Genomic DNA, 24148 nt, shown 5'->3' with positions numbered 1-24148 from the left:
TTAATAGGCGCATCTGCTCCGTTTGACCAGATCACCGTGAGCAGGCCCTATCGCAACTGACTGTCTTTACTGCCGCGTCGGTTAATGCCGACGCTCACATATTGCCCGTCCCGTTCGGCTTGGCACAGCACGCAGGTCTTTACGCCCGGCAGGGCCTCTCTTCGGGCTTTGGGGATTTCGTCTCCGCATTCGACACATTCTTTGGCACTTTCGCCTTGGGGCATGCGTTTTCGGGCGGCTTTCACCGCATCTGACACTGTATCGTCAATTTGATCTTGGATTGCGCCGTCGCGCGTCCATCCGCCTGCCATAAGCCGCCTCCTTTTAAACTCCCTCTTCAGAAATGTAGTAATCAATGGGTTTAAAATCAAAATTATTGGATTGTCCCGCCGAACAAGCTGTGAGCGCGACGATCATATCCATCTCTGCCCGAAAGCGGGTAAACTGCCCGGCTTTGCTTTTGGGCGGCCGCACTTCAATCTCCCCCGTATCGCCATCGACATGCACATACATAAAGATGTTAAAAGCGATGGGCACTTGGTCCGGACCAATGCCATATTTCGCCACCGCTGCCGACAAATTCCCGAAGCAGCCGCGATGCGGGTCATCTTCGTTGTAAAGCTTGCGGAACATCTCGGCAGAACAGGGCGTCAACGTGAAGTCATGCCGCCCGACCTGGTCTTCTCCTATGGTCCACATCGGCGTGCTACGGTTTGAATAGAGGATGTCATCTGTTGTGAGAAAAAGCCGGCTTGCATAATCTATACTTCGTCCCGACGATAAGTATTCTCGAGGATCTTCGACACTGTAACTAATCATATCGGAGACTTGTTCTCCTTCGGGATCAATCACGGTTAGATACTGACCCTTCTTAATTTTGAAACTAACCCCCGAACGCGGCGGGATACGATGTGTTTTCGCGGAACTCATTTCTTGGTCTCCGTATTGGCGACCTTGGAGTGAAATGGACATTTCCAGCTTTCTTCTAACTTGCGGCCAGAATATTGGCGCGCTTCAGAAGAGCGGCCAAAGTCATCCAGCATCGGATTGATGGAGCCGTTTATCTCTAACTCTCTTTCGCGAATAATCTTTTTTAATCTGTCATACCGGCCATCTTCCCGAAGGCGGTTAAACTGCAGATTAGAATTAAATACCAATACAGGATATGGCGTCCGGCGCGCAGCGCGCGAAGAATTAGGATGCATGCCAACGATAAAAAAGGGATGACCTGCGATACTGGTTGAGAAGTGAGGGTTTTCAGGATCCGAGGACACTTCCGCATTCCATTTGAGTGACAGCGAGTCGCTCTCGTCAACGAGGTAGCTCAGCTGCCTAAACAGCTTGTCCTCAAATTCGATTTCCGAAGAGCCGTCCGTTGTTTTGAAGATCGCTACAAAAGACTGGATGCGAGGATCATCCGGCGAAAGAGAAGCGACATATTCCATTAAATCAAAATGTAAGCTTGCTGCGCCAGCTTCGCCGGCCAATTCGTCATAGACACGAAAAGTCACCGCACTTTGTGATAACGCACCCTTCGCGCCGACACAGGGGAACTTAGGAGACTGAATATAGTTTTTAATCTCATTTATCGCGTGCAACTCACTCGTATTATAAAATACGGCAGGTGAAAGCTGAGAGCTAATTTTGTTCTGACGGCGCGCCATGGTCAATCCTATCCGCGGTCGTCTGCTTTACTGGGTTTCTTAGGAAGATCTTCATTTTCAAGATCTGACAAATCATCCTCTTCAACGCTTTCTTTTGTTTTTGTCAAAGCGTCCTGCTTTAGGGCAGGCGAGGCATCATTGATGTTCGTGGAATTAGCTTTATCTCGGCTTTCCTTCCATTCTTCCTTCTCTTTTTCGTGAAGGTTTTCAGCAGATTTCTCTTCGGGTGTTGTCACGTCTCTCTCCATATGTGCGGGACTAATTCTACGTGGCAACGTCGGCAAGGTTCCCCTAATAAGATTTGAGAGACCTAGTATCTGCACTCTGTTCACATAGGTTAACTCGACATCCTGACAGAGGTAAGAATGCGGTCTTCAAGTTCGATGTTTGGGTCAGAAGAGTGTAACACTGACATGCCTCCTGTCGTTTCGAGTACCACCGCACGCACTTGGTCATATTTTAGCACGTTGGCGCTACGTAAATTGGCGATCAAATCTTCCTCAGTCACACTCGTTTTTGCCAAGGCTTCGTAAAGAATTTTCCCGTCTTTCATCAAAAGTTTCGGTTCATTATCTATCAGTTTCGAAAACCGGGATGACTTTCGCCGCAAAAATGCAACAGAGGCTTGGAGTGCAAACAGCGCCCCCAATCCTACCGCCCCGTCTATCATTGAAGGACGCTCTAAAAGAATGACACTTGCCATGATCGACCCGACGGCGATGGTCATCGCAAAATCAAAGGCGCTCATTTTAGAAAAACTACGAAGCCCTGATATGCGGGTAAACAAAATGAGGGTTAAATAAATAAAAACCGCGCTAAGTAGTATGAGCATAGCGGTTTTGGGCGACGTACTTATCCACTCTAACATAGCTTTACCTTCTGGTCTAAATGACGGGACAAGAAGTATGTCCCCGGCTACTTATTTAGAACAGCTGACTAAGCACGAGGTTGCGAAAAAATTCGGTCGTTAAATCAAAATCCGAGTTCGGCTGAGATTAGAAGGAACTTATGGACCGGAGTCGGGTTAAATTTTGGAGTTTATGTTATTGAACATTTTTTGAGAGGTAACGGTTAATGCTGAAGGCGCTTCTCCGACATAAATCGGCAATGGCCGGCTTTATAATTATCTGCTTGGTTGGTCTATTAGCGCGATATTTAAATGGATCGATTTACTCCCAAGCCGAAGTTTTAAGCTTGTTTGATAATTTACAGCAAAGCGGACTCTATTTGGGCAGTGCGACCATGGCCAGTTCTGGAACGACGCTGGCGCTGATGCTGACCATGGTGGGCCTCGTCAGGCGCATCGACAAGGATTTCAGCGATGAGCTGTACCGCACGGTCGCTCTCATCGGGCTGACCAGTGCCATCGGCCTTATCAGCTCGGTTATCTTGCTTTTGACCCTGTCGCTTCCGATCGGAGAGTTCGAGAAAGTGCCGGAAATTTGGTACTATGTTTTGTACAATGTCACTTTCGGATTGATTATTTTCGTCAGCGCCATCAGCGTCAGTATTGTACTCATTCTTTTGCAGACAGTGCTCCATGTTATCCGCAGTATTACGCCGACGGACAAAGCCTAAGTCCTTGTGGGCTAATACCCACTCGGCCCTACCAATTACTGTTCAAACCCCTTATATAAAACCAAGTAAAACCCGTGATTCGGTGCAGATTTTCGCGTCGGATAAACGGGAAGAGGGATGATTATGGCCGAACCTGCTGAAAACCTACCAAACGCCGATTACGGCGCGGAATCTATCAAGGTCCTGAAGGGCCTCGACGCCGTGCGCAAACGCCCCGGCATGTATATCGGCGACACGGATGACGGCTCTGGCCTGCATCACATGGTCTATGAAGTCGTGGATAACTCGATTGACGAGAGCCTCGCCGGACATGCCGACCGCGTCGAAGTCACGCTGCATACGGACGGCTCTGTTTCTGTCCGCGATAATGGGCGCGGAATTCCTGTCGCTATTCACGAAGAAGAAGGTGTCTCTGCTGCCGAAGTTATCATGACGCAGCTCCACGCCGGCGGGAAGTTCGACCAAAACAGCTATAAGGTTTCCGGCGGCCTCCACGGCGTGGGCGTATCGGTTGTAAATGCGTTGTCCGTAAAGCTGGAGCTAACGATTTGGCGGGACAGTAAAGAACATTACATGGAGTTCTCTCACGGCGAGACCGTCTCTCCGCTCAAGATTGTCGGCGACGCGCCGATGGATGATCGCCGCGATGGGTCCCAACGCGTGCTAACCGGCACCCGAGTGCGGTTCCTGCCGTCCGAAGAGACCTTTACTATGGTCGAATTTGACCGCGACACGTTAGAGCGCCGGTTACGCGAACTCGCCTTCTTGAATTCCGGCGTCATGATTATCCTTACCGATGAACGGCCGGAAGAAGACATTGTCACGCCGCTTTATTATGAGGGCGGTATTGAAGCTTTTGTCCGGCATTTGGACACAAATAAACAGGGATTGATAGACGGGCCCATTTCTGTCACGCGCGAGAGCGAAGGCATTAGCGTCGAAGCCGCTATGTGGTGGAATGACGGCTATCACGAGAATGTCCGATGCTTTACTAATAACATTCCGCAGCGCGACGGCGGAACGCATTTGGCGGGCTTTCGGGGGGCGCTGACCCGCACCATAAATAAATATGCGGCGAGTTCCGGCACGGCCAAGAAAGAGAAAGTTTCTATTTCCGGCGATGACGCGCGCGAAGGCTTGACCTGCGTCCTATCTGTGAAAGTGCCGGATCCGAAATTCAGCTCTCAAACTAAAGACAAGCTTGTCTCGTCTGAAGTTCGTCCGGTTGTCGAATCCGCCATGAATGAGGCGCTCGGTGAATGGTTTGAGGAGCATCCGGCCGAGGCTAAAATCATTGTTCAGAAAATTGCTGAAGCTGCCGCCGCCCGCGAAGCGGCGCGCAAGGCCCGCGATCTGACGCGGCGCAAATCGGCGCTTGATATTGCCTCGCTCCCCGGCAAGCTCGCCGATTGTCAAGAACGCGACGCGTCCAAGGCTGAAATCTTCCTCGTGGAGGGGGACTCTGCGGGCGGCTCTGCCAAGCAGGCGCGTGATCGTCAGAACCAAGCCATTTTGCCTCTCAAGGGTAAAATCCTCAATGTGGAGCGCGCGCGCTTTGACCGGATGTTAAGCAGCCAGGAAATCGGGACGATGATTACGGCGCTCGGCACCGGGATTGGGCGTGACGATTTTGATATTGAAAAAATCCGTTACCATAAAGTCGTCATCATGACCGACGCCGATGTCGACGGTGCGCATATTCGTACGCTCTTATTGACATTTTTCTATCGCCAAATGCCGGAATTAATTGAGCGTGGTTATCTCTATATCGCTCAGCCGCCGCTTTATAAGGTCGAGCGCGGGAAGAGCACACAATATCTCAAGGACGAAAGTCAGCTTAACCAGTATTTGATCGATGGCGGCGTAAAGGATGCGACGCTGACATTGCAAGACGGTTCTGTCGTCTCCGGCGAAGATTTAAAGCGTGTGGCCAAAGAAGCCTTGCAAGTACAAAGCCTGCTCACACGGATGAAACACCGCGCGCCAAATTCTGCTATTGCGCAGCTCGCCATTGCCGGGGTGCTGGATGTGGAAGAATATCCGGAACTCCTCGACGCCGCAGCAGCGCGTCTCGACCTGACGGCGGATGAAGGCGAAGACGGCTGGGCCGGACGCTATGACGACGACGGGGCGCTTGTGTTTGAACGCGATGTGCGCGGGGTGACAGACCGCGTAATCCTACGCCCTGGTTTCCGGGATAGCTCCGATGCGCGGAGGCTACATAAATTGGCTCCGGCTCTGGCAGAGACTTACGTCGGACGGGCGCAGTTCCGCCGCGGCGACGATGACCCAGTTTCAATTTCAGGCCCGGCCAAACTCCTCGAAGTCATCTTCGAAGGCGGCCGCAAAGGGTTTAAGATCCAGCGCTACAAAGGATTGGGCGAAATGAATCCGGATCAATTGTGGGAAACGACTCTGGACGCAAATGCGCGCTCGCTCTTACAGGTCAAGGTCGAGGCGGCGGACGTTACAGATGATTTGTTCACCAAGCTTATGGGCGATGTGGTCGAACCCCGCCGGGATTTCATCATTTCCAACGCGCTCGACGCCGAGGTGGATAGTTAGGGCGCATTTGAAGGGCTGACATGGCGGATGAGACGGAAAAGTCCAAGAGTAAAAACGGTCTCGCCAAGGACCGCACAGACTTTGCCGAAGATCGCACTCTCATGGCCAATGAACGAACCTTTGCGGGTTGGATGCGCACGGGATTGGCCTGCCTTGGTCTTGCGCTCGGTTTTCAAGCGGTGTTTGGTAAGATCGAGCCCGTCTGGCTTCCCAAGCTTGTCGCGTCCGGCTTTGCCGTCATTGCGGTTCTGATTTTCTTTTCTGCCTACCGTCAGGCCCGCAAGGTCTTTCACCGCATGAATAGTCATAAATTTGAAACCTCGTCGCGCAACCATCTGCGCCTTCTTTGCGGTATCATGATACTCGGTGCCATCGCAGTTGCTTCCGGGATCTGGTATTTTGATTGGACGACCTAACCGCGCGCATAGGCTAATTCTGAAGCTGTTTTAATAGTCCAATATTTTGAGCGAAGAACAATGGCGGCACCCCCAACGTGCAGGCTACTTTTCGATGCACCTATCCAGAAAAAGTTGGAGGTGGAATCGGTTTTCTTGAAGTTCCTACTTTGCGCGCAACATTTTTCTCCGGCTTGCGTTGATTTAAAAAGTTAGGAAATTTATGTGTCGCGTTCTCGCCTATATTGGCCCGGAAATACCCCTTGAAAGCCTGCTCTTGGAGCCGGAGAACAGTCTCGTAAACCAGAGTCTGGACCCGGAGCTTCATCCACACCTTCAGCTGGCGGGGTGGGGATTTGGAGCCTGGAGCGAACATCTTTTGAAACCGGAAGAGCCATTGCTCTATCATAGACCGAAGGCGGCCTTTTACGACGACAACGCCAAGGGCGTGATTCCGAGCCTTCAGGCGAGCACAATGCTGGCTCATATTAGGGCCTCAGGTTATCACGCGGGCGTCGTCCAAACCGATGAAAATTGTCACCCCTTCACCTTTAACGGGACGCCTTGGATTATAGCGCAAAACGGCGCTTTGCCGCACTGGCGACTCTTGCAAAGAGAACTGCTGCCCCACTGTAAGGATGAGTATCTCAACCAGATGCGCGGCACGACAGACACGGAATTCCTTTTCGTTCTTCTCCTCTCACTTCTTAACGGCGATAGTGATGAAGACGTGAAGGAGGGGTTCGAGAAGATGCTGGACGTCATTCTTGACGCGATGAAAAAGCTCGACTTGGCTGCCTTGACCAAATTGAAAATCGCGCTGGTCACGCAGAACCGGATTATCGGAGTCAATTATGGATGCGGGCATGAAGGGGAGACGGACGTTAAGGGGGATTGGAAACACCTACGCCCCTCCGCGCCCGGAAAAGACGACATGGCACTCTCCATGCTGTTGGAGCCAATGTATGTTCTCATGGGAAAAAACTTTCAACAGTATAAGAATTCTTACGAAGTCGATGCCTGTTCTGAGGCGGAGGCAACCTCCGCTATTTTCGCCTCAGAGCCCTTAACCGAAAACGGGGAGGAATGGTTGAGAATCGAATTTGGAGAAATGGTAGCGCTCGAGAAGAAAGGTGAAAATATTTCGAAAAAGGTAAGTAAGTTAAATGTTTGAGCGCTCAATTTTGCGGGTACATGTTAAACGCCTTTCGGGCGGGCAGGACGACAGTCGATGACGGATCGCTACACGGAATTCAAAGCGCTCGCCGCGAATAATGAGCTGGGCGCCGACTATGATATCCGCGTCAAAGACCGCGGCTCACCCGTGGTGATTCTGGCGCCGCATGGCGGCACCATTGAACCTGAGACTGCGAAAATAGCAGAGGAGATCGCGGGAACGACGTTCTCCTTCTACGCCTTTGAAGCCTTGAAAGAGGGGGAATTTGGTGACTTCCACATAACGTCTCACCTCTTCGACGAACCAAAAGCCCTCGACCTCGTCGGCAGGTCTTCCGCGGCTGTTGCGATCCACGGGCGGAAGGATGATGGCAGTGACGCCGTATGGTTAGGTGGCCGCGCGACCGGCTTACGCGACGCCATCGGAGCATCGCTGCGCGAGGCGGGCTTTGGGGTTGAGCCTAATACGACCCTGCCCGGCGTCCACGAGACCAATATCTGCAATCGAACCCGCTCTGGCGAAGGCGTGCAGCTTGAGCTTCCGCGAACGCTCCGACGCAGGCTGGCGGAAGAAAAAGACCTCTTGGAACAGTTCTGCTCGGCAATCCGTACCGCCATATTGGCCAAACTCAACGGTTGAACGAAATGAACTTTTTCTATTTTGCCTACGGCTCAAACATGCTTGCTTTGCGGCTGCAAAAACGATGCCCAAGTGCCGTATTTGTTGAATCCGCTACCGCCGAAGGGTACGCGGTTAATTTCTCGAAGCTCGGTAGAGATGCGTCCGGGAAAGGCGCTCTTTTTGAAAAGCAAAAAAGCACGGCCCTAGGCGTCGTTTTTGAGATTGCTAAAAGTGATCTCAAGAGTTTGGATAAAGCAGAAGGCGTGTGGTTTGGATATGACCGCAGAACAGATTTTGAAGTGGTGACAAATTCAGGAGAAACAATTGAAACAACAACCTATTTACCCCCTAAAATGGATATTCAACTACAACCCTTTGGGTGGTATTTAGCCTTGGTCGTTGCAGGAGCTATCGAGAATGGCCTGCCTCAAGACTACATAAACAAATTAAAATCTACTCCCTATCAGATAGATGAAAATCAAAACCGCCCGTCAAGGCTGGACGCTTTGGAGACGTTGAAGTCGACAGGTCACTCGAACTGGCAGGATTTATTTACATCCCCTCGCGCCTCTTAACGCGCAACTCAGCAGAAGGAACCTTCGCTAAAGCTCTGACGTTTCTTTCTCATGACTCAAGCCAATTCGCCCGACTTCTGGAAAGATAATCTGCCGCGCCCGACGACGGACTCGCACAAATATGACCGGGGGTTTTGCGCGATTATTGCAGCGCCTGAGCTGACAGGGGCGACGCGCTTAGCGGCGGAGGCAGCGTTAAGCTCGGGGGTAGGGCTTATCAAAGTGGTAGCGGAAGTGCGGGATGATATTTACCGATCAACCCTGCCTGCTGACATTATGGTTGCAAACAAGTTGGACCCGAAAGAGGAAAAGATAACAGCTTGGCTGGCCGGGCCGGGGGGCATCGCCATTTCTCATCATGAGGAAATTGACGCTATGGAGGGTCCGCCGCGCATTCTGGATTCTTCCGCCCTCCCTACGCCCGATAAATTCCCGCTCAAAGGAGAGACGATTTTAACGCCGCATGGCGGGGAATTTAAGAAGATGTTTCCGGAACTGGATTCTAAAAAAATCGATGACGTGACGAAGGCCGCCAAGACGGCCAATGCGATTATCGTATCAAAAAATGACGCCACGCTAATCGCGCATCCGGATGGCCGATCTATTGAACATGATTATCCCAACCCGGCCTTGGCGCGGGGCGGCACCGGCGATGTTTTAGCAGGACTAATCGCCGGGTTGGTCGCTCAAGGGATGCCGGGATTCGAGGCGGCGTGCGCGGGTGTCTGGATTCACAGCGGCGCCGCGAAAAATGCGGGCCATAGTTTCGCGGCGAGTGACCTAATCGAAAAATTAAATCAAATTATTGACGATGTGTTTTCTGATTAAAGGTTCGGGTAGTTCTCCCGTGCTTAACCAATGAGAGTCTGGCACCTTACTCTCGCTATAGGTATAATGCCTTCGCGCTGATCTTCGGAGACTCCAGATCCTAAAACCCAATAAAAAGTGTCTTCATCCACGAAAAACATATGCCATATCTGAAGATCACCATTCTTCATTAATCTTGTCTCGTCATCATAACGAAGAGATAACCATTGAGGGCCAATATCCAATATCGGGGCCTTCGCCTTAAGGTCGTCTTCGCCTGTATGAATAGCCTGATATCGCATTGTGTCTCGGTCAGTGTTGATCATAACCGCCGATCCGTCACACCCTCGTAATTTATCGAGCTGCGCCGCATCTAATCCGTCCGGGACGGTCTCAACGTCGATTCCCCAAGCTCCATTTGCCCATTCAAGTGGGTCGGCCTGAGCGGTAAGGGCGGAGAGCCAAAGGCTCGCGATAAATAAATATATGACCTTCATTTATCTTTTATGAGAGGGAAGAATTTTTAATTCAACCTAAAAGGAAAATTGGTCTTACTTCTCTGAGGCAGCGCGCTGAATTTCCTGTCCGATCCAACGATTTATTTTTTTCTCGAGCAGGTTGAGCGGCACGCCGCCGTCTTCGAGTACGGCGTCATGAAAACTACGAATATCAAAATCCGCTCCTAACGTGTCTTTGGCTTTCTGACGTAACTCCAGAATTTTCATCTCGCCGATTTTGTAAGCCAGAGCCTGACCGGGCCAGCTGATATAGCGGTCAACTTCGGTTCTGACGTTATGGGCAGACAGGGCAGAATTCTCCAAGAAACAGGCCTCGGCTTGGTCTCTGCTCCAGCCTTTCCAATGCAAACCGGTATCTACAACCAGGCGGCAGGCGCGCCACATTTCATAGGTAAGCTGGCCGAAGCGCTCATAAGGCGTCTCGTAAATCCCCATTTCTCCGGCGAGCTTTTCAGAATAAAGGCCCCAGCCTTCTCCGAAAGCATTCGGGTATAAGGATTGGCGAAAACGCGGAACATCTTCGAGTTCCTGGGCAATAGCGATTTGTTGATGGTGACCGGGAACCGCCTCATGCGCGGTGAGGGCAGGAAGGTTATAAAGAGGGCGTTGTTTGAGGTTATATGTGTTGACCACATAATTACCCGCGCGGCCCTGTTCGGGACTTCCGCCCCAGTAACGACCCGTCGTATAAGTCGGCGCTATTTCTTTTGGGACAGGCATAACGCCGTAAGACAAACGCGGGAGTTTACCGAAATATTCCGGCATTTTACCGTCTAGTTTTTTAGCGATATAAGACGCCGTCATGAGCAATTCACGCTCGGATTGCGCGTAGAATTTCGGGTTTGATCTTAGGTCTGCGATGAACTCGGAAAAGCTTCCTTCGAAACCAACCTCTTCGATAATACTATCCATTTTAGACCGGATACGTGCCACCTCGGTTATGCCTTTTTGATGGATTTCATCCGGGGTTAGATCCAGAGTGGTGAAATAACGGGCCAGGGCGCGGTAATAATCGCGAGCCTCTTCACTATCTCCGATCCCTGATGTCTGACGGGCTTCCGGGATATAGTCGTCCGCAAGAAAAGCGGCTAGGTCTTTATAGGCTGGAAGAACTGCGCTTTCGATGGCCGCTTCTCCGAGGGCTTTCAAGCGGGTTTGGTCTGAGGCGGAAACGGTCTCGGGAAATGTCTTGAAAGGCTCATAAAGGGGGTGCTCTGATGCAGGGCCTTCGGATAGATTCTCAACCGTTTCCAGAATGCCGGGCATAATCTCTGCCGCAGCCGTGAAACCAGTTTCCATGCCGCGCCTCATATTTGTTTTATGCTGTGAGAAATAGCGTGGCAGGCGGGTGAGGCGGGCGGCGTAAGCCTCGTAATCGGAGGCTTTTTCAAATTGGGTTTGACGCGCAAGGTAAATGACGTTGTTAAAAAATCCACTGTCATTGGTGAAGGGAAGGCGGGCTTCGTCAAAGGGAGCCAGACGCTGTTTTTGCTTCAGGGCAAATCCGAGGAGGTCATAGTTCAGCCGTTCCTCTTCGCCCATCGGACGCGTTGACAGCTTGGCATGACGGGACAGGAATTCAGTGTTTTCAGCCTGCCTTTTCGTCTCTGCCTCAAGCGAAACATTGGGAAGGCTCCGAAGCGCCTCAGTGTCACCCAGCTCTCCGGCAGTAATAGGATCGTGTTTTAGCTGGGCGGCTTCGTAATCCGCGATAAGCGCTTCTAAGCTGTCTTCAATATGGCATTCGGTCTGACCGTCCACCACAATAATTTGACCGTTTGTGCAAAAACCGGGCGCCACACTCGGTGCTTGGGCAGATGGCGTTTGGGCTAGCGCTAAAGGGCTTATGCCGGAAAAAAGGAGAGCGAGGCTTGTGCCGAATAAATATTTCATCATTAGATCGTGAATCCCATAATCAAACTGGACAAGCCCTTCCCCTACGCTTTACGGCGTTAAATTCAAGAGCCGATAATAGGATGTGATAAATAGGGCCCAGAGGGAGGTTTAAGAAATTGCCTCAGTAAGAAAAGCCGAGGCCTTGTCTTATTCGGCAGCTTTTTCCATCGCTTCGGCAAGCTTGATATCTTTTTCTGTAACGCCGCCCGCATCGTGGGTCGTAAGGGTCACATCCACGCGGTTATAGACGTTATACCATTCCGGGTGGTGATCCATTGTGTTCGCAATGACGGCAATTTGGGACATAAAGCCAAAGGCTTCGGCAAAGTCTTCAAATTTGAAAACCTTCGTAATGAAATCGTCTCCGCCCGTCCATCCGGGCAGATCTTCGGCAACATCTTTGGGATTTAAAACTTCCATGATTTAAGTCTCTCTGTTTTAGGTGTCTCTAGAATAGTTATCGCCGTTTGGTAAGGTCAATTAAATTAAGTAACCGCCTTTACATAGCCTGCCTTCACATAGCCTAGAGGGGCTCGGCTTGCTTTCATGCAATTCTTCTGGACAGAAACTGTTCCACTATAGGCGGGCAAATTTGCTAAATTTGGCGTCTGAATAATTACAGAAAAGAAAGCTATTCGGACGTGATTCTGCCATAAGTTATGTCTAAGAGCGATTGCGATGACAGATTTTACACCCCAGCCAAGCTTAAAAATGAAGCCCATCTCTGCCGTGACGTGGGGCTGGCGGCTGTCCTGTTTGGCGGCGGCTCTATACATTGCCTGGCAATCTCTGGAGCCAGGGACGGGGATAGTCGGCTCGCCCTATACGGACAAAGTTATGCACTTTATAGCGTATCTGACCTTGTCCGGCCTAGCGCTACTGTCGCGTTTCACTCCCCGAACTTTGCGGGTTCTATCAATAATTTTCGTCTTTGGTGTGCTTATGGAAGCCATGCAGGGACTGATGAATATGGGCCGGACGGCCTCTTTAGCCGATATTGCGGCGAATTTAGTCGGGATAATGGTCGCTTGGGGTCTTTGGAATGGCGCGAAAGCGCTGAGGAAATAAATTACGCCATAAATACGCGGTGAAAAAACACGCGGTTAAGGGAGTTAGCACGAAATTTGCAAGGGCTGGAGGCATCAAAATCTTTAACCTAACTCTTTTGAGGACAACCAAGATGTCGAAACAGCTTCATATCGGACTGATGGCCTCTGTCGCCGCAGCGCTTTTCGCCGGAACCGCTTTTGCAGGAAACTCTGCCGGACCAGCTTATACGCCCGATCTATTACCCGCTAACCCGAATGCAGGCGAATGTTACGCGCGCGTTGAAATTCCGGCGCAATATGAGCATGGATCCGAAACGGTCCTGACGGAAGAGGGCTACCAAACGCTTCAGGTTCTCCCGCCAGAGCTGGCAACACGTCAAAAGGACGTGCTCGTAAAAGAGGCCTCTGTGCGCTATCAAGTGCGTCAACCGACCTATAAATCTGTAAGCGAGCAGTTATTAGTGCGTCCATCTTATGACAAGCTCACCGTGTCCGCTCCGCAATTTTCTACTGTCACCGAAACCATTCAAACATCTGCCCCGCAGCTGGTCTGGAAACGGGGCAATCCCGGAAAACTGCGCGCGCAAGGCTACATCATTCACTCCACTGCGGATGGCGGCCCAAATGGCCAAGGCTATAGCTCGACGACCCAATATGGCACACAAGGCGGCGCGCAATGCGGCGAGATGTGCGAAATCTGGTGTCTGGTCGAAGAACCCGGCCAGAGCGTTTCTTATAAGCGCAAAGTTATGACAAACCCTGGCGGCGTGCAGCGCGTTAGCGTACCGGCGAAATACCAGACGATTACCAAACAGGTTGTCGCGGATCCTGGAGGCGTGACGGAAATTCCAGTCCCCGCTGAATACCGAAGCTATACGGTTGAGGATGTGGTTCGCGAAGCGAGCGGTAAATATGTTGATGTTCCGGCGAAATGGGGACAGGTTCAGACAAAGACGCTTGTCGCTCCGTCCCGTTATGAGTGGCGCCGCGTTTTATGCGCGCCGGGCAGCGGGACTATTCGCCCATCTGCGAGCTATAGCCACAGTGAAACTACGTCGTCCTACACGTCAAAGACACATCATGATGGCGTTATGGCAGGCGCTGCGCCGACGCATCACGGGAGCCATTCTTCTTCCCATCAGTCGCGGACTTATTCCGGGCCTGTGGGGAATACGGCCTATACCCATAAAGGCTATAAAGCGCCGTATCACGGGCCGAAACGCTCTCGGGACTAATCTGCGGCGATTAGTTTTGGCCCGTTGATCCGAAGCCGCCTGCGCCGCGGGCGGTTTCGGATAAGACATCAACCTCGACAAATTCAGGCTGTGTGATCGGCGCAATAACCATTTGCGCGATCCGTTCGCCGCGGTGGATGGTGAAAGCCTCTTGCCCCAAATTAATCAGCAGAACTTTGACCTCTCCGCGATAATCCGCGTCAATGGTCCCCGGCGTGTTTAGGCAGGTAATTCCGTGCTTATAAGCAAGGCCTGAACGCGGACGAATTTGAGCTTCATATCCGGCGGGCAGCGCCATAGAGAGACCAGTCGGCACAAGAGCGCGCTCTCCCGGGGAAAGGGTCATGGGCGCATCGTCTCGCACTGCGGCGCGAAGGTCTGCCCCGGCGGCGAGAACAGTTTCATAAGCGGGTAATTTAAGACCTTCGAAATGGTCTAACGTTTTAAATTCGATACGGATCATGTTGTCCCCCTATAGGCCTACGGCCAAAAACACACTCAGGGTGTAGGGGAAGGGGGCCTCATCCGCCAGAGGCCGCGCAATTTCAGCCGTGGACAAAAAATCACATTAAATAAGAGGGCCTCGATGGGCCCTCTTAAAATATTTACTTAGTTTCGCCAGCTTTCATTTTATCATAGGTCGCGAGGCGTTTCTCCAACAAGGTGGTCGCTTCTTCGCTCAGGCCGGGGCCTTTGTAGATTTTCTGGAAAGAGCCATCCTTGTAATAAATCGTTACGAGATCTGAATCCCGGCTGTCGAAGCTTTGAGACAGACTAAAGGGGATGCCTGTCGCCACAATTGAGTAATCATTCTTCGTTGGGATAACGTCCAACCGTTTGCAAATCACGGCCGAAATAGGTCGATCCTTGAATTCTGTCATGGGCGGCGTGCCTTCTTCATACACAGAGATCAGAAAGTCATCCGCAGGAAAATAAGTCGCGCCGAGACCGCGGGCCTTACCGTTCTCGTCATGAATGGGATTAGTTAAAACGATTTCGCAATTTGCATTATTAGGGGTGGATTCTGCGGCTCCGGCTGTGGCGGGCATAAAAGTTAATAGGCCAAGGGTCAGGCAGGATGACGTGAGGCGTCTTGCCGTAAAAGGTGTCAGAGTAGATGTTGTCATCAATTAGTGTCCCGTCAGGGCCTCCGAAATTTTTGCGGCCAGTTTTCTGGCGGCCGCTTGTTTGTCCAGTCGAGGCCATTCGGTCTCTGTGTCAGCTGTGACCAGTATCATTACATTGTGATCGCCTCCCATAACGTCTCCTGAGACATCATTGGCGACAATCCAGTCACATTCTTTACGCAGACGTTTTGCGCGGGCGTTCTCGACCACATCATTCGTCTCCGCTGCGAACCCTATAACGAGCTCCGGTCTGCCTTGTTCCATATGCGATACAGTCTTTAATATGTCAGGGTTTTCTATGAGCATGAGCGGCGGCGGGCCGTCTGTTTGCTTATCCTTTTTCACCTTCAGACTCGCGCATTCCGCCGGACGCCAATCGGCAACAGCGGCGACGCTGATAAAAACATCAGACGGTAGAGCGTCTTGAACGGCGCCCATCATCTCTTCTGCTGTCTCTATATCAATGCGGTTCACACCAATAGGGCAGGGCAGATGAACGGGGCCTGAAATCAATGTGACCTCGGCGCCAAGCTCCGCCAAAGCCGCTGCAATTGCGAATCCCTGCTTTCCTGAGGAGTGGTTGGAGAGATAGCGCACGGGATCAATCGGCTCGCGCGTCGGCCCGGCGGTGATGAGAGCTTTTTTACCTTTCAAAGGTAGAACCTTTTTCTCTCTATCAATATGAGTGTTGCTCTTTAGCGCCTCTTCAATGGCGTCGGCTATCGCCTCGGGCTCGGCCATGCGGCCATCGCCAAATTCGCCGCAGGCCATGGCTCCGCTATCCGGCCCAACAAAGAGCTGGCCGTCATTCCGCAGGGTCTGAATATTTCGCTGGGTCGCAGGATGCTCCCACATGCGCACATTCATAGCCGGAGCAAAGAGGACACGTTTGTCGGTCGCGAGCAATGTCGTGGTCGCCAAATCCCCCGCAAGGCCGTGGGCGGCTTGCGCTAAAAGGTTGGCAGTCGCTGGGGCTACAACAACCAAATCAGCAGAACGGGACAGCTCTATATGGCCCATTTCGGCCTCATCCGTTAAGTCCCAAAGATCGGAATAAACTTTGTCGCCAGATAGCGCCCCGGCAGAAAGCGGCGTCACAAATTCTGTCCCGCCGCGCGTCAGGATAACCCGGCTTTCAATCCCGCGCTTGGCCAGAACCCGGATCAGGAAAAGCGATTTATAAGCCGCAATTCCGCCGCCAATAATGAGGAGTACTCGTTTTGTCATGGAGGGAGTTTAGAGGGTGCGGACAGGTGTGGGAAGGGAATTCACCATTTCTAGAAATTATGACAATCTGCTCATTTAAAAAATAAAGCGAAGGTTTTTGCGGGGCCAGAACGTTTGTACTGTGTCATCAACTGAAGGAGACAGACATGTTTTTAAAAATTGCCCCAATTGTCGCCGCGCTATTATTCTTTCCTGTTGCAGCACATGCGAACCCAGGACATCCGGCTCAGGCCGTTAGAGGGAGTTGGAGCTTCGTGCCGTCCGCTTGTCCTGATTTGGTGGAAGACCGCCGGGACGCGCGCATCACTACATCTCGCCGCGACGCGAGGGAGGATAAACGCGACGCTCGAACCGTGATCTGTCCTGCGTCTGCCTGGCAGTTTCAACCCGCAAATGGGTATTCTCGATCACGTTACCAACCCGCCTATGCAGGCCCAAGGGTCGTCCACATTTCCAATCGCGGGGCGTATTCTTTCGAACGTCGCCGCGCAGCGCCTAGGCCTGTTAAAAGCCCGTCAATTAATATAATTATTCGGTAGGTTTTCATCGGAAGGGAAAGTGAGTTTAAAAAAATGTGCCGCCCTAAACCTGCTCGAAAATAGAGCAGCACTATTTTGACTTGGTCGTGCCCCAGCGACCTCGTCGCCTAAGTTTTATTTCTTAGGTTTAGGTTGAGACCCTTTATGGTCTGGACCTTTTTTCGGATTAGTTTCAGTCGGAGCCGTTTTTGTAGGTTTGCCGGTTGTTTTAAATTTACCTGCCATGACAATCACTTCCGTCAAAGGGGAAAACACCCCGTAGCGGGACGAGATATCCCGCGCCTTAAAAATACGCTTCTGGTAAAATCTGACAAGATGGATTTTATTCGGCGCGCCTAGAATCGGGTTAAATTTTGGAGAGCTGAGGGACATTTATCGACACCTGCTATCTAAAACTCCTGCGTCTAAAATCAAAAACACCCGGAGATGGATTGCAAGAACGGGGTCTTGCAATGACGGAAGAGGTTTTTGAGAAGATATTTCTAAAACTGCCCCGCCGCCCAGGCGCTTCCGAGGGCAATTACCGCGCCTGCGCCCAGATAGGCGACGGGCTTCATGACACTTCTTTTGGGCGCCACAGGATCTTTTTGCGGGGAGAGGTCTATGTCTCCGTCGGCCCAAGCTTGGGCGAGACGCGCGATATTGTCTGTGGCGTCGGGGAGGGTGCGCAGGGTTTTGCCGGTGCGCTCCAATCCATCGAGGAGGTCGTTGATATAGCGTTCAGGGCCGAGTTCTCGGCGGACGGCTTTTTCGACTATAGGCCTCGCGGCGTCCCACATATCAAAATTCGGATCAAGGCGGCGAGCGACGCCCTCAGCCTGCATCATGGTTTTTTGCAAAAGAATTAATTGCGGCTGCATCTCCATGTCGAATATTTCGGTAATTTCGAGCAGCTGCATCAGCACTTTGGCCATGGAGACGTCTTCGGCCTTTTTACCGAATATAGGCTCCCCCACAGCGCGCAGAGCGCTGGCGAATTCTTCCAGAGAGTGATGCGGTGGGACATAGCCAATGTCGAAATGGACTTTGGCGATTTTATAGTAGTCACGCTGTAAAAACCCATAAAGCGTATCAATCTCGAACCGGATTTCCTCTTCGCCCAGACGCCCTAGAATCCCGAAATCGAGCAGGACCAAATTGCCGTCTTTATCGACGATCAAATTGCCCTCATGCATGTCGGCGTGGAAAACACCGAAATTAAAGGTGGAGGCGAGGAAGCTCTGAATGACTTTCCGGGCGAGGCCAATTCGATCTATTTCCGGATTGGTGAGCATTTCAGGGGAGGAGAAATACACCCCGTCAATCCATTCGCTGACGAGGATGTTTTTCCCGACCAAGTCCCAATACAGCGTTGGCACGCGGAACAGTCCGGTTTCCTCGGACACTTCGGTGAGTTCGGACTGCGCGGCCGCCTCGAGCCGGAGGTCAAGTTCCAGCATAACCGCGCGGCGGGCTTCTTTGACAAAATCCTTGGGACGCAATCGCCGTAGAGACGGAACAACTTTGTGTGCCAGATCGGCCACGAGCTGTATCACATCCATATCACGCGTCATGCGGCGCTGAATGTTCGGGCGGAGGACTTTCACGGCAACGGTTTCGCCGCTGTGCATTACGCCTTTATGAACCTGTGCGACCGAGGCCGCGGCGACAGGCTCACTCAAAGATTTCAAATGGGTTGTCCAAGGCACGCCCCATTCTTGGGCGATCATGGCCTCGGCCTTTTCCATAGGGAAGGGCGGCACTTTGTCTTTCAGGCGGGACAGGCCTTCGGCAAATTCGGGATCGAACATATCACCGCGTGTGGACAGGATTTGACCGAATTTAATATAGGCTGGGCCGAGATCTTCGAGCGCACTGGCGAATCGCTCTCCTGCATTCCCTTTACGATTTCCGATGGAAAATATGCGAGAAATTCCGCCCACAACGCGCACAGGCCAAGGAACGAGCGGCGCATATTCCACAGGCACGAGCGAATCGTGGCGGATGAGCACCCACCCTGTCCGCATGAGCCGGAAAAATGTCGCGACAGATTTTATCATGAAACGCCTTCTAACATGGGCCGCTTATATGACAGGGACGGCGCGGCGGATAGGGTCTAATCAGACCATTTTGACGCGCCTCTCATCTGAGAATGTTCCAGATGTGGCGCTTATAAATATGGCCTGATTTTATACACAGAGCCTGCACAAGAAAATTCAGGTTAAAATCAGGGCGTTATTGCGAGAGCGAAGATTTCCGTCCAGTTTGTGATTGATTCAAGTCGCGCCCTATATATGGTGTGTCATGTTGCAAATCTGTCAAGATATTGCATTTTTGAACGGGACCGACTCAGAGCAGAGTCATGAATTGGCGGCAGGGAGAGCGCAGCGATGGGTAAAATGGAATTTTTGAAAGATACGAAATCAGGGCTATTGACGCCAAGTCACAGCTATAAGCCGTTTCGCTATCCTTGGGCTTATGACTTCTGGCAGAAACAGCAACAGGTTCACTGGATGCCCGAAGAGGTGCCTCTGGGCGAAGACCTGAAAGATTGGTCGACCAATTTGACCGATGTTGAGCGTAACCTGCTGACACAAATTTTCCGTTTCTTTACGCAATCCGATGTCGAAGTTGGCGCGAATTACATGGAAAATTACATGCCGCTGTTCAAACCAGTGGAAGTGCGCATGATGCTCGCGTCTTTTTCCAATATGGAGACCATTCATATTGCGGCCTATGCACTTTTACTTGAAACGATTGGCATGCCGGATTCCGAATTTTCCGCTTTTATGGAATATGAGGAAATGGCCGCCAAACATGACTATCTCGGCAAATTCGGTGTAGACACGGAAAAAGATATTCTGACATCCATGGCTGTTTTTGGCGGCTTTACCGAAGGGCTGCAGCTCTTTGCCTCTTTTGCCATGTTAATGAATTTCCCGCGCCTGAACAAAATGAAGGGCATGGGCCAGATTGTGACCTGGTCTATTCGCGATGAGAGCCTCCACTGCGAAGGGATGATTAAGCTGTTCCACACTTTCGCCAAGGAAACCGGCGCGCTGACGCCTGCCGTGGCCGATGACATTGCCGATTGTTGCCAGACAGTGGTCAAGCTCGAGGATAAATTTATCGACCTCGCCTTTGAAATGGGCCCGGTTGAAGGCATGACATCCGAGGATATTAAAGCCTATATTCGTTACATCGCAGACTGGCGCATGAACCAGCTTGGTCTGCCGAAAATTTACGGCACGAAAGTCCACCCGCTTCCGTGGCTGACTGAGATTACGAACGGCGTCGAACATGCCAACTTCTTTGAAGCGCGCGCGACTGAATATTCCAAAGGCGCGACGGGCGGCCAATGGCATGGCGATGACGGCGTTTGGGGGCAATTCGAGAAGATGCGCGCAAAAAAAGCCGTTGAGGACGCGGTTTAAGCCCCGCTCCATATCTAAGATTTTCAAGGCCCGCTCTGTGACTGTACAGGGCGGGTCTTTTCTTTTGTGAAAGCGGTTTGAGCCTGCTACTCCAAGCGTATGGAAGACCGCGTCAAACCCTTTAAAACCATTCTAAATTTCCGCGACTTCGGAAATTATGAAACCCTTGATGGGGCCAAGGTCGTCCGCGACAAACTTTTTCGCTCTGCGCATTTGAACAGTCTTGATGATTCCGAGCTTAATTTGATCGGGGAAATGGAGATTGGGCTGGTTGTGGATCTTCGCCATAAACCCGAACGCGTTCGCCAGCCCTCTCGCTATCCCGTGGAAGATGAAGCGCGGGTTATCGCCTATATAGACCCGCCAGAATATAAGGCCGCCAAAACGGCTCCGCATGAAGCTTTTATGGAGCGAGAGCTCAACACCCCAGAGGATGCCCATAATTATATGATGAAGTCCTATTCTATGCGGGCAGGGGATAAGGGGTTTCAGGATATTTTCCGTGATACACTGCATCATATGGCCGACACAGGCGATGCGATTTTAGTGCATTGCGCGGCAGGCAAAGACAGGACCGGCACTCTGGTGGCCTTGATACAAGGACTTTTAGGCGTCCCGGCCAAAGATATTGAAAGTGATTATTTATTGACCAATGAAGCGGTCGACGTTGAAAGCTTTTTGGAGCCAGCCTCAAAAGCCTTCACGAAACGCTATGGCCGCACGATTCATCCGGACGCGCTGCGGCCCATGTTCGGCGTGAAGGCCGACTATCTCACTTCCGCGCTAGAGCAGATGGGCGATCTCCGCCAATATGCGAAAGAGGTTCTGGGGCTGAGTGATGAGCAAATCACCAAAATTCGCGGGCATTATCTCGAATAGACTCAGCGCAATTAAGTTTAGCTAAGAGCAGGAAACCGTCCGCCCCGTTCCAGTACAGGTATATTTTTTTCCTTCTGTAGAACCAAAGGTAATTACGTCTGAACGCCTAGGTTTCAGAACGAAGGAATCTGACAGGGTGATATCTCGCTTCATATAAAGAAGTTTTAGCGGGGAGTACTTATAGGCTACTCGGGCGACTAAAATTCCCGCATTTTCATTCAGCAGAGACTCATCAATTGTCGCCGGATCAAAACTTGGGAGGGCAGCAGACCCCTCGTTCATAATAGCCGAGCCGACAAGTTCATTTTTGCCGCTTGAGTTGCGTGACCAGCTATCGAGTTGAATCGTGACTTTGGAGGCTTCTCCGACATCCATAATTCGCAGAGTTGCTGAGAGGACATCTTCAAGGTCGGCTTTGTCCACATTGGAGGTTTGGGACGCTAGATCGCCAATAACGTTTGTCGCGTGTGAGACAGATCTGTCTGTAGAGACTGCCGTGGCGACCTCTGCGAGGCCTAAATACATCGCAATAAGTAACGGCGCCAAAATAGCAAATTCGATAGCTGCAAGCCCGTCATCATTCTGCCGAATTTTAGCGGCGCCCTGTAGAAACCGGGATTTCATCGAACTTATGGTCAGTGTCTTAAACATCATTATGTCTTTCCTGCCGGGCAAGACCCTGGAACCGAAAAGGGTTCATTCCGAAAAGCCGTAGAAGAGACGAGTTCGCGGATCCCTGTTCCTTTTTCTGTTTCAAGCCTCGTCATCTGAGCCGGTAGAGCTAAAGAGTAATAATAGACTGCTCGAGCAACAACCGGGTCACCACCTTTCGTGGTATCGACTGTTCCGTTCGGCGCGCCATTTTCTGTATCTTCAGCATCCGGAGGGTCTGGTAGGACTATACTTTGGAAATTCGGCCCTGTCTTAACGTCCACTGTCAGGCGTTCTGAGCAATCCCCGAGACTTGCCATATTGCTACAGACAAGTTCTTTAAATTTATCCGCAGGATCGCCCCCGCAGGCTTGGAAGTTTCCGACGCGAATTTGTCGCCCTGCTTCGCCAACTGAATGGGTCATACTGGCATTTAGGAAAAGAATAACGGCCAGTTCGAGAATGCCGAATATCAGCATGAAAAACGGAATCGCCAAAAGACCGAATTCGACCGCAGTGGCTCCGTCCTTGTTGTCGAGATAAGTCTTGGCCCGGGCATGTAAGCGCCGAAGCGAGTTTTGGATAGGCAAATTCATTATCAACCCCACAGACATTCCCCGTAAGACTAGAGGAAAGAGCTTAAAATTCGTCCAAAAAACAGGCTTAACAGGGCGTGAAATTTAAGGCGGCAAAGAGGCTGGTTTCAAATTTCAGCTCATACGCGCGGCAATTTAGAAATCTGAACGTCCTGATGTCTGACCTTCAAATCCGGTATTTGGGCCGCCCATTATAGGTTCGGGTGAAATCTGCGGAGAAGAGGAGGAAACCCCTTCGCCCCCGAAACTCGGAGCTCCGCCAGATTGCGCGCCCAAAGCTTGACTTGAAACAATGGCGCGCTCCGTAGAGGTGAAATCTCCAATAAAGTCAGGGGAATCCCCTAAAACAGGGGCTGGCTGACACTTTGGCGCGCAATTAAAGCTTTGTCGGCTGCTGCGGTTAAAGACCCGCACGCTCTTAGACGTAGGAGATTGCGATACTTGAATGTCGGCATCCATCAAGGTGCGTCCCTGCTGATCCAGAACAATAAGATTGGTTTCTCCGTAGCCCCGCCCGACGACAAATAAGGTGTCGGCAGCGTGGACAGAAACATCGGCAATTGAAGGGTTGCCGATCACGACCGCGCTTGCGGCAGCAGGAAGGCGTAGAATTTCGGTTTTATTCAATTCAACAGAATAAGCGTGCCCCTGCGTCACATATTGCCCCGCTGAGGCCAGCGAGGGGAGGGACACAACGGCCAAAGCCGCCGCTATTGATAATGTAAATGATTTCAGGTTTCGCATAAATGCCTCCGGCGTTCACAATCTGTCTACAGCCATGTGGTGAATGAAGCGTTTACAAATGCGGCGACCCAGCCCGATAAAACGTTTTTTGACGCCTATACATTATAATAGCTATAAAAATTCCAAGAAAAGGGCCGGAAAAAATCGATGAAATTTCAAGTTTTTTAGCGAAAATGCCGAAAAAAGGCGGAATTAATTACAAATTTACCACGTCTCCTAACCAGGCCGTAATCCATCTTCCCTATAAGTCATCACATCAGGGAAAACCCTGTGAATTGGGATTGTCCCTTTATAATTGACTAGCATACGTGGGAGTAAGTTATGCAAAATTTAGTAAACCGTTTTATCAAAGACGAATCTGGTGCAACAGCTATTGAATATGGTCTGATTGCCGCTCTTATCGCTGTAGCTCTTATCGGCGGCGCGACACAACTTGGTGACTCCATCAACGACAAATTCTCAGGTGTTGCTGATGAACTTGACGGTGCATCAAACGATAACTCTGGCGGTTAATCTCGCTATTACGTAAGTTATTATAAACAGGCCGCCAGTGTGTGGCCTGTTTTTTTAAGAAGACCTGATTGCAAACAATCCGATCTTGCAAAAATATCAGGCGTATTCATGTGGGGCTGAAATGTTTATTAAATTTTTAAACGACGACTCTGGGGCAACTGCCGTAGAATATGGACTGATTGCTGCGATGATCGCCGTAACCATTGTGGCCGGAGCAGGCCTTTTAGGTGACTCTATAAACAATTTCTTTCTTGAGACGAGTGGAGAACTCGACGAATCGTAACTGATCCTCCTCCTCCAAGGGTCCTATAGTCAAAGGGTCTGAAATATATTCAGAAACCCAATATTAAGACTGTTGCGCTACGCTAACTCATAAATA

At 51.1% G+C, this 24148-nt stretch carries 31 protein-coding genes; 15 read left to right on the top strand and 16 right to left on the bottom strand.

The window, feature by feature from the left end; genetic code table 11:
* Nucleotides 1-47 precede the first annotated feature (47 nt).
* The 5 genes from ACNA05_RS03555 to ACNA05_RS03535 form a co-directional block, all read right to left on the bottom strand.
* On the bottom strand, nucleotides 48-311 hold the full coding sequence (locus ACNA05_RS03555) for a DksA/TraR family C4-type zinc finger protein (protein WP_415809996.1): 264 nt from the start codon (nucleotides 309-311) through the stop codon (nucleotides 48-50).
* Nucleotides 312-324: 13 nt separating this feature from the next.
* Nucleotides 325-930 (bottom strand): DUF1989 domain-containing protein, encoded by a 606-nt coding sequence (locus tag ACNA05_RS03550; RefSeq protein WP_415809995.1) that lies wholly within the window; start codon nucleotides 928-930, stop codon nucleotides 325-327.
* Nucleotides 927-1664: a guanitoxin biosynthesis heme-dependent pre-guanitoxin N-hydroxylase GntA gene (gene gntA / locus ACNA05_RS03545; protein WP_415809994.1), complete on the bottom strand. Its 738-nt coding sequence runs from the start codon at nucleotides 1662-1664 to the stop codon at nucleotides 927-929. The genes ACNA05_RS03550 and gntA overlap by 4 nt, the downstream gene beginning before the upstream one ends.
* Nucleotides 1665-1672: 8 nt before the next feature.
* Complete coding sequence (locus ACNA05_RS03540; RefSeq protein ID WP_415809993.1) at nucleotides 1673-1900, bottom strand: hypothetical protein; 228 nt, start codon at nucleotides 1898-1900, stop codon at nucleotides 1673-1675.
* Nucleotides 1901-2001: 101 nt separating this feature from the next.
* Complete coding sequence (locus ACNA05_RS03535) at nucleotides 2002-2532, bottom strand: DUF421 domain-containing protein (RefSeq protein WP_415809992.1); 531 nt, start codon at nucleotides 2530-2532, stop codon at nucleotides 2002-2004.
* A gap of 239 nt (nucleotides 2533-2771) precedes the next feature.
* Between ACNA05_RS03535 and ACNA05_RS03530 the strand changes: the two genes are divergently transcribed.
* The 7 genes from ACNA05_RS03530 (at nucleotide 2772) to ACNA05_RS03500 (ending at nucleotide 9403) form a co-directional block, all read left to right on the top strand.
* Nucleotides 2772-3242, top strand: a complete 471-nt coding sequence (locus tag ACNA05_RS03530; RefSeq protein ID WP_415809991.1) for a hypothetical protein — start codon at nucleotides 2772-2774, stop codon at nucleotides 3240-3242.
* A gap of 123 nt (nucleotides 3243-3365) precedes the next feature.
* Complete coding sequence (gene gyrB, locus ACNA05_RS03525) at nucleotides 3366-5807, top strand: DNA topoisomerase (ATP-hydrolyzing) subunit B (protein WP_415809990.1); 2442 nt, start codon at nucleotides 3366-3368, stop codon at nucleotides 5805-5807.
* A 20-nt stretch (nucleotides 5808-5827) separates the two neighbouring features.
* Entirely contained in the window at nucleotides 5828-6223 is a 396-nt protein-coding gene (locus ACNA05_RS03520; protein ID WP_415809989.1) for a YidH family protein, read from the top strand.
* 202 nt (nucleotides 6224-6425) lie between these two features.
* Complete coding sequence (locus ACNA05_RS03515; protein WP_415809988.1) at nucleotides 6426-7376, top strand: class II glutamine amidotransferase; 951 nt, start codon at nucleotides 6426-6428, stop codon at nucleotides 7374-7376.
* Nucleotides 7377-7433: 57 nt separating this feature from the next.
* Nucleotides 7434-8018, top strand: a complete 585-nt coding sequence (locus ACNA05_RS03510) for a poly-gamma-glutamate hydrolase family protein (protein ID WP_415809987.1) — start codon at nucleotides 7434-7436, stop codon at nucleotides 8016-8018.
* Nucleotides 8019-8023: 5 nt separating this feature from the next.
* Nucleotides 8024-8575 carry a gamma-glutamylcyclotransferase family protein gene (locus tag ACNA05_RS03505; protein ID WP_415809986.1) on the top strand — a complete coding sequence of 184 codons (552 nt, stop codon included), beginning with the start codon at nucleotides 8024-8026 and terminating at the stop codon, nucleotides 8573-8575.
* 51 nt (nucleotides 8576-8626) lie between these two features.
* Nucleotides 8627-9403 (top strand): NAD(P)H-hydrate dehydratase, encoded by a 777-nt coding sequence (locus ACNA05_RS03500; RefSeq protein WP_415809985.1) that lies wholly within the window; start codon nucleotides 8627-8629, stop codon nucleotides 9401-9403.
* 23 nt (nucleotides 9404-9426) lie between these two features.
* Here ACNA05_RS03500 and ACNA05_RS03495 read toward each other — a convergent pair whose 3' ends face one another.
* The 3 genes from ACNA05_RS03495 to ACNA05_RS03485 all read right to left on the bottom strand — a co-directional run bounded on the left by ACNA05_RS03495 (nucleotide 9427) and on the right by ACNA05_RS03485 (nucleotide 12216).
* Nucleotides 9427-9879, bottom strand: coding sequence for a hypothetical protein (locus ACNA05_RS03495; RefSeq protein ID WP_415809984.1), 453 nt, complete (start codon nucleotides 9877-9879; stop codon nucleotides 9427-9429).
* Nucleotides 9880-9933: 54 nt separating this feature from the next.
* Nucleotides 9934-11796: a DUF885 domain-containing protein gene (locus tag ACNA05_RS03490; RefSeq protein WP_415809983.1), complete on the bottom strand. Its 1863-nt coding sequence runs from the start codon at nucleotides 11794-11796 to the stop codon at nucleotides 9934-9936.
* A gap of 147 nt (nucleotides 11797-11943) precedes the next feature.
* Complete coding sequence (locus tag ACNA05_RS03485; RefSeq protein ID WP_415809982.1) at nucleotides 11944-12216, bottom strand: 4a-hydroxytetrahydrobiopterin dehydratase; 273 nt, start codon at nucleotides 12214-12216, stop codon at nucleotides 11944-11946.
* A gap of 258 nt (nucleotides 12217-12474) precedes the next feature.
* Here ACNA05_RS03485 and ACNA05_RS03480 point away from each other — a divergent pair, with 258 nt between their 5' ends.
* On the top strand, nucleotides 12475-12864 hold the full coding sequence (locus ACNA05_RS03480; protein ID WP_415809981.1) for a VanZ family protein: 390 nt from the start codon (nucleotides 12475-12477) through the stop codon (nucleotides 12862-12864).
* Between the two features lie 112 nt (nucleotides 12865-12976).
* Complete coding sequence (locus tag ACNA05_RS03475; protein ID WP_415809980.1) at nucleotides 12977-14080, top strand: hypothetical protein; 1104 nt, start codon at nucleotides 12977-12979, stop codon at nucleotides 14078-14080.
* Nucleotides 14081-14090: 10 nt separating this feature from the next.
* Here the strand turns inward: ACNA05_RS03475 and dut are convergent, their stop codons facing one another.
* The 3 genes from dut to coaBC form a co-directional block, all read right to left on the bottom strand.
* Complete coding sequence (dut, locus tag ACNA05_RS03470; RefSeq protein WP_415809979.1) at nucleotides 14091-14543, bottom strand: dUTP diphosphatase; 453 nt, start codon at nucleotides 14541-14543, stop codon at nucleotides 14091-14093.
* A 142-nt stretch (nucleotides 14544-14685) separates the two neighbouring features.
* The gene (locus ACNA05_RS03465) at nucleotides 14686-15207 is read right to left on the bottom strand and encodes a hypothetical protein (RefSeq protein ID WP_415809978.1); all 522 of its coding nucleotides are present in this window, start codon (nucleotides 15205-15207) and stop codon (nucleotides 14686-14688) included.
* A 3-nt stretch (nucleotides 15208-15210) separates the two neighbouring features.
* Complete coding sequence (gene coaBC, locus ACNA05_RS03460) at nucleotides 15211-16434, bottom strand: bifunctional phosphopantothenoylcysteine decarboxylase/phosphopantothenate--cysteine ligase CoaBC (protein WP_415809977.1); 1224 nt, start codon at nucleotides 16432-16434, stop codon at nucleotides 15211-15213.
* Between the two features lie 146 nt (nucleotides 16435-16580).
* Between coaBC and ACNA05_RS03455 the strand changes: the two genes are divergently transcribed.
* Entirely contained in the window at nucleotides 16581-16973 is a 393-nt protein-coding gene (locus tag ACNA05_RS03455) for a hypothetical protein (protein ID WP_415809976.1), read from the top strand.
* Nucleotides 16974-17087: 114 nt separating this feature from the next.
* Here ACNA05_RS03455 and ACNA05_RS03450 read toward each other — a convergent pair whose 3' ends face one another.
* Both ACNA05_RS03450 and ubiB read right to left on the bottom strand, forming a co-directional pair.
* Complete coding sequence (locus ACNA05_RS03450) at nucleotides 17088-17345, bottom strand: hypothetical protein (protein WP_415809975.1); 258 nt, start codon at nucleotides 17343-17345, stop codon at nucleotides 17088-17090.
* Between the two features lie 110 nt (nucleotides 17346-17455).
* Entirely contained in the window at nucleotides 17456-19012 is a 1557-nt protein-coding gene (gene ubiB / locus ACNA05_RS03445) for a 2-polyprenylphenol 6-hydroxylase (RefSeq protein ID WP_415809974.1), read from the bottom strand.
* On the opposite strand from ubiB, the gene ACNA05_RS03440 reads away from it, so the two are divergent.
* The 3 genes from ACNA05_RS03440 (at nucleotide 19011) to ACNA05_RS03430 (ending at nucleotide 21265) form a co-directional block, all read left to right on the top strand.
* Nucleotides 19011-19139 (top strand): hypothetical protein, encoded by a 129-nt coding sequence (locus ACNA05_RS03440; RefSeq protein ID WP_415809973.1) that lies wholly within the window; start codon nucleotides 19011-19013, stop codon nucleotides 19137-19139. The two genes, ubiB and ACNA05_RS03440, sit on opposite strands and share 2 nt — an antisense overlap.
* Before the next feature lie 212 nt (nucleotides 19140-19351).
* A complete protein-coding gene (locus ACNA05_RS03435; RefSeq protein WP_415810114.1) occupies nucleotides 19352-20386 on the top strand; it encodes a ribonucleotide-diphosphate reductase subunit beta in 1035 nt (344 codons plus the stop codon).
* A gap of 99 nt (nucleotides 20387-20485) precedes the next feature.
* Nucleotides 20486-21265: a tyrosine-protein phosphatase gene (locus ACNA05_RS03430; protein WP_415809972.1), complete on the top strand. Its 780-nt coding sequence runs from the start codon at nucleotides 20486-20488 to the stop codon at nucleotides 21263-21265.
* Nucleotides 21266-21286: 21 nt separating this feature from the next.
* Here the strand turns inward: ACNA05_RS03430 and ACNA05_RS03425 are convergent, their stop codons facing one another.
* The 3 genes from ACNA05_RS03425 to ACNA05_RS03415 all read right to left on the bottom strand — a co-directional run bounded on the left by ACNA05_RS03425 (nucleotide 21287) and on the right by ACNA05_RS03415 (nucleotide 23256).
* The gene (locus tag ACNA05_RS03425) at nucleotides 21287-21919 is read right to left on the bottom strand and encodes a TadE/TadG family type IV pilus assembly protein (protein ID WP_415809971.1); all 633 of its coding nucleotides are present in this window, start codon (nucleotides 21917-21919) and stop codon (nucleotides 21287-21289) included.
* On the bottom strand, nucleotides 21919-22512 hold the full coding sequence (locus tag ACNA05_RS03420; protein ID WP_415809970.1) for a TadE/TadG family type IV pilus assembly protein: 594 nt from the start codon (nucleotides 22510-22512) through the stop codon (nucleotides 21919-21921). Before ACNA05_RS03420 ends, ACNA05_RS03425 begins: the two co-directional genes overlap by 1 nt.
* 135 nt (nucleotides 22513-22647) lie before the next feature.
* Nucleotides 22648-23256, bottom strand: a complete 609-nt coding sequence (locus tag ACNA05_RS03415) for a pilus assembly protein N-terminal domain-containing protein (protein ID WP_415809969.1) — start codon at nucleotides 23254-23256, stop codon at nucleotides 22648-22650.
* A gap of 321 nt (nucleotides 23257-23577) precedes the next feature.
* Here ACNA05_RS03415 and ACNA05_RS03410 point away from each other — a divergent pair, with 321 nt between their 5' ends.
* Both ACNA05_RS03410 and ACNA05_RS03405 read left to right on the top strand, forming a co-directional pair.
* Nucleotides 23578-23769 (top strand): Flp family type IVb pilin, encoded by a 192-nt coding sequence (locus tag ACNA05_RS03410; RefSeq protein ID WP_415809968.1) that lies wholly within the window; start codon nucleotides 23578-23580, stop codon nucleotides 23767-23769.
* A 121-nt stretch (nucleotides 23770-23890) separates the two neighbouring features.
* The gene (locus ACNA05_RS03405) at nucleotides 23891-24052 is read left to right on the top strand and encodes a Flp family type IVb pilin (RefSeq protein ID WP_415809967.1); all 162 of its coding nucleotides are present in this window, start codon (nucleotides 23891-23893) and stop codon (nucleotides 24050-24052) included.
* Nucleotides 24053-24148: the final 96 nt, after the last annotated feature.

The sequence above is a fragment of the Litorimonas haliclonae genome, assembly GCF_965138505.1.
GTDB classification, from domain to species: Bacteria; Pseudomonadota; Alphaproteobacteria; order Caulobacterales; family Maricaulaceae; genus Litorimonas; species Litorimonas haliclonae.
This window is presented reverse-complemented; position numbering and strand designations above follow the sequence as displayed.

Excerpts from the sequence above, each read along its gene's own strand:
- ACNA05_RS03505 (WP_415809986.1), top strand. The coding sequence starts at position 8,024 with ATGAACTTTTTCTATTTTGCCTACGGCTCAAACATGCTTGCTTTGCGG.
- ACNA05_RS03495 (WP_415809984.1), bottom strand. The coding sequence starts at position 9,879 with ATGAAGGTCATATATTTATTTATCGCGAGCCTTTGGCTCTCCGCCCTT.
- coaBC (WP_415809977.1), bottom strand. The coding sequence starts at position 16,434 with ATGACAAAACGAGTACTCCTCATTATTGGCGGCGGAATTGCGGCTTAT.
- ACNA05_RS03515 (WP_415809988.1), top strand. The coding sequence starts at position 6,426 with ATGTGTCGCGTTCTCGCCTATATTGGCCCGGAAATACCCCTTGAAAGC.
- ACNA05_RS03440 (WP_415809973.1), top strand. The coding sequence starts at position 19,011 with ATGAAACGCCTTCTAACATGGGCCGCTTATATGACAGGGACGGCGCGG.
- gyrB (WP_415809990.1), top strand. The coding sequence starts at position 3,366 with ATGGCCGAACCTGCTGAAAACCTACCAAACGCCGATTACGGCGCGGAA.
- ACNA05_RS03510 (WP_415809987.1), top strand. The coding sequence starts at position 7,434 with ATGACGGATCGCTACACGGAATTCAAAGCGCTCGCCGCGAATAATGAG.
- ACNA05_RS03490 (WP_415809983.1), bottom strand. The coding sequence starts at position 11,796 with ATGATGAAATATTTATTCGGCACAAGCCTCGCTCTCCTTTTTTCCGGC.
- ACNA05_RS03530 (WP_415809991.1), top strand. The coding sequence starts at position 2,772 with ATGGCCGGCTTTATAATTATCTGCTTGGTTGGTCTATTAGCGCGATAT.
- ubiB (WP_415809974.1), bottom strand. The coding sequence starts at position 19,012 with ATGATAAAATCTGTCGCGACATTTTTCCGGCTCATGCGGACAGGGTGG.
- ACNA05_RS03435 (WP_415810114.1), top strand. The coding sequence starts at position 19,352 with ATGGAATTTTTGAAAGATACGAAATCAGGGCTATTGACGCCAAGTCAC.
- ACNA05_RS03535 (WP_415809992.1), bottom strand. The coding sequence starts at position 2,532 with ATGTTAGAGTGGATAAGTACGTCGCCCAAAACCGCTATGCTCATACTA.
- dut (WP_415809979.1), bottom strand. The coding sequence starts at position 14,543 with ATGATCCGTATCGAATTTAAAACGTTAGACCATTTCGAAGGTCTTAAA.
- ACNA05_RS03465 (WP_415809978.1), bottom strand. The coding sequence starts at position 15,207 with ATGACAACATCTACTCTGACACCTTTTACGGCAAGACGCCTCACGTCA.
- ACNA05_RS03450 (WP_415809975.1), bottom strand. The coding sequence starts at position 17,345 with ATGTCCCTCAGCTCTCCAAAATTTAACCCGATTCTAGGCGCGCCGAAT.
- ACNA05_RS03420 (WP_415809970.1), bottom strand. The coding sequence starts at position 22,512 with ATGAATTTGCCTATCCAAAACTCGCTTCGGCGCTTACATGCCCGGGCC.
- ACNA05_RS03455 (WP_415809976.1), top strand. The coding sequence starts at position 16,581 with ATGTTTTTAAAAATTGCCCCAATTGTCGCCGCGCTATTATTCTTTCCT.
- ACNA05_RS03405 (WP_415809967.1), top strand. The coding sequence starts at position 23,891 with ATGTTTATTAAATTTTTAAACGACGACTCTGGGGCAACTGCCGTAGAA.
- ACNA05_RS03485 (WP_415809982.1), bottom strand. The coding sequence starts at position 12,216 with ATGGAAGTTTTAAATCCCAAAGATGTTGCCGAAGATCTGCCCGGATGG.
- ACNA05_RS03500 (WP_415809985.1), top strand. The coding sequence starts at position 8,627 with ATGACTCAAGCCAATTCGCCCGACTTCTGGAAAGATAATCTGCCGCGC.
- ACNA05_RS03430 (WP_415809972.1), top strand. The coding sequence starts at position 20,486 with ATGGAAGACCGCGTCAAACCCTTTAAAACCATTCTAAATTTCCGCGAC.
- ACNA05_RS03480 (WP_415809981.1), top strand. The coding sequence starts at position 12,475 with ATGACAGATTTTACACCCCAGCCAAGCTTAAAAATGAAGCCCATCTCT.
- gntA (WP_415809994.1), bottom strand. The coding sequence starts at position 1,664 with ATGGCGCGCCGTCAGAACAAAATTAGCTCTCAGCTTTCACCTGCCGTA.
- ACNA05_RS03550 (WP_415809995.1), bottom strand. The coding sequence starts at position 930 with ATGAGTTCCGCGAAAACACATCGTATCCCGCCGCGTTCGGGGGTTAGT.
- ACNA05_RS03475 (WP_415809980.1), top strand. The coding sequence starts at position 12,977 with ATGTCGAAACAGCTTCATATCGGACTGATGGCCTCTGTCGCCGCAGCG.
- ACNA05_RS03415 (WP_415809969.1), bottom strand. The coding sequence starts at position 23,256 with ATGCGAAACCTGAAATCATTTACATTATCAATAGCGGCGGCTTTGGCC.
- ACNA05_RS03520 (WP_415809989.1), top strand. The coding sequence starts at position 5,828 with ATGGCGGATGAGACGGAAAAGTCCAAGAGTAAAAACGGTCTCGCCAAG.
- ACNA05_RS03410 (WP_415809968.1), top strand. The coding sequence starts at position 23,578 with ATGCAAAATTTAGTAAACCGTTTTATCAAAGACGAATCTGGTGCAACA.
- ACNA05_RS03425 (WP_415809971.1), bottom strand. The coding sequence starts at position 21,919 with ATGATGTTTAAGACACTGACCATAAGTTCGATGAAATCCCGGTTTCTA.
- ACNA05_RS03555 (WP_415809996.1), bottom strand. The coding sequence starts at position 311 with ATGGCAGGCGGATGGACGCGCGACGGCGCAATCCAAGATCAAATTGAC.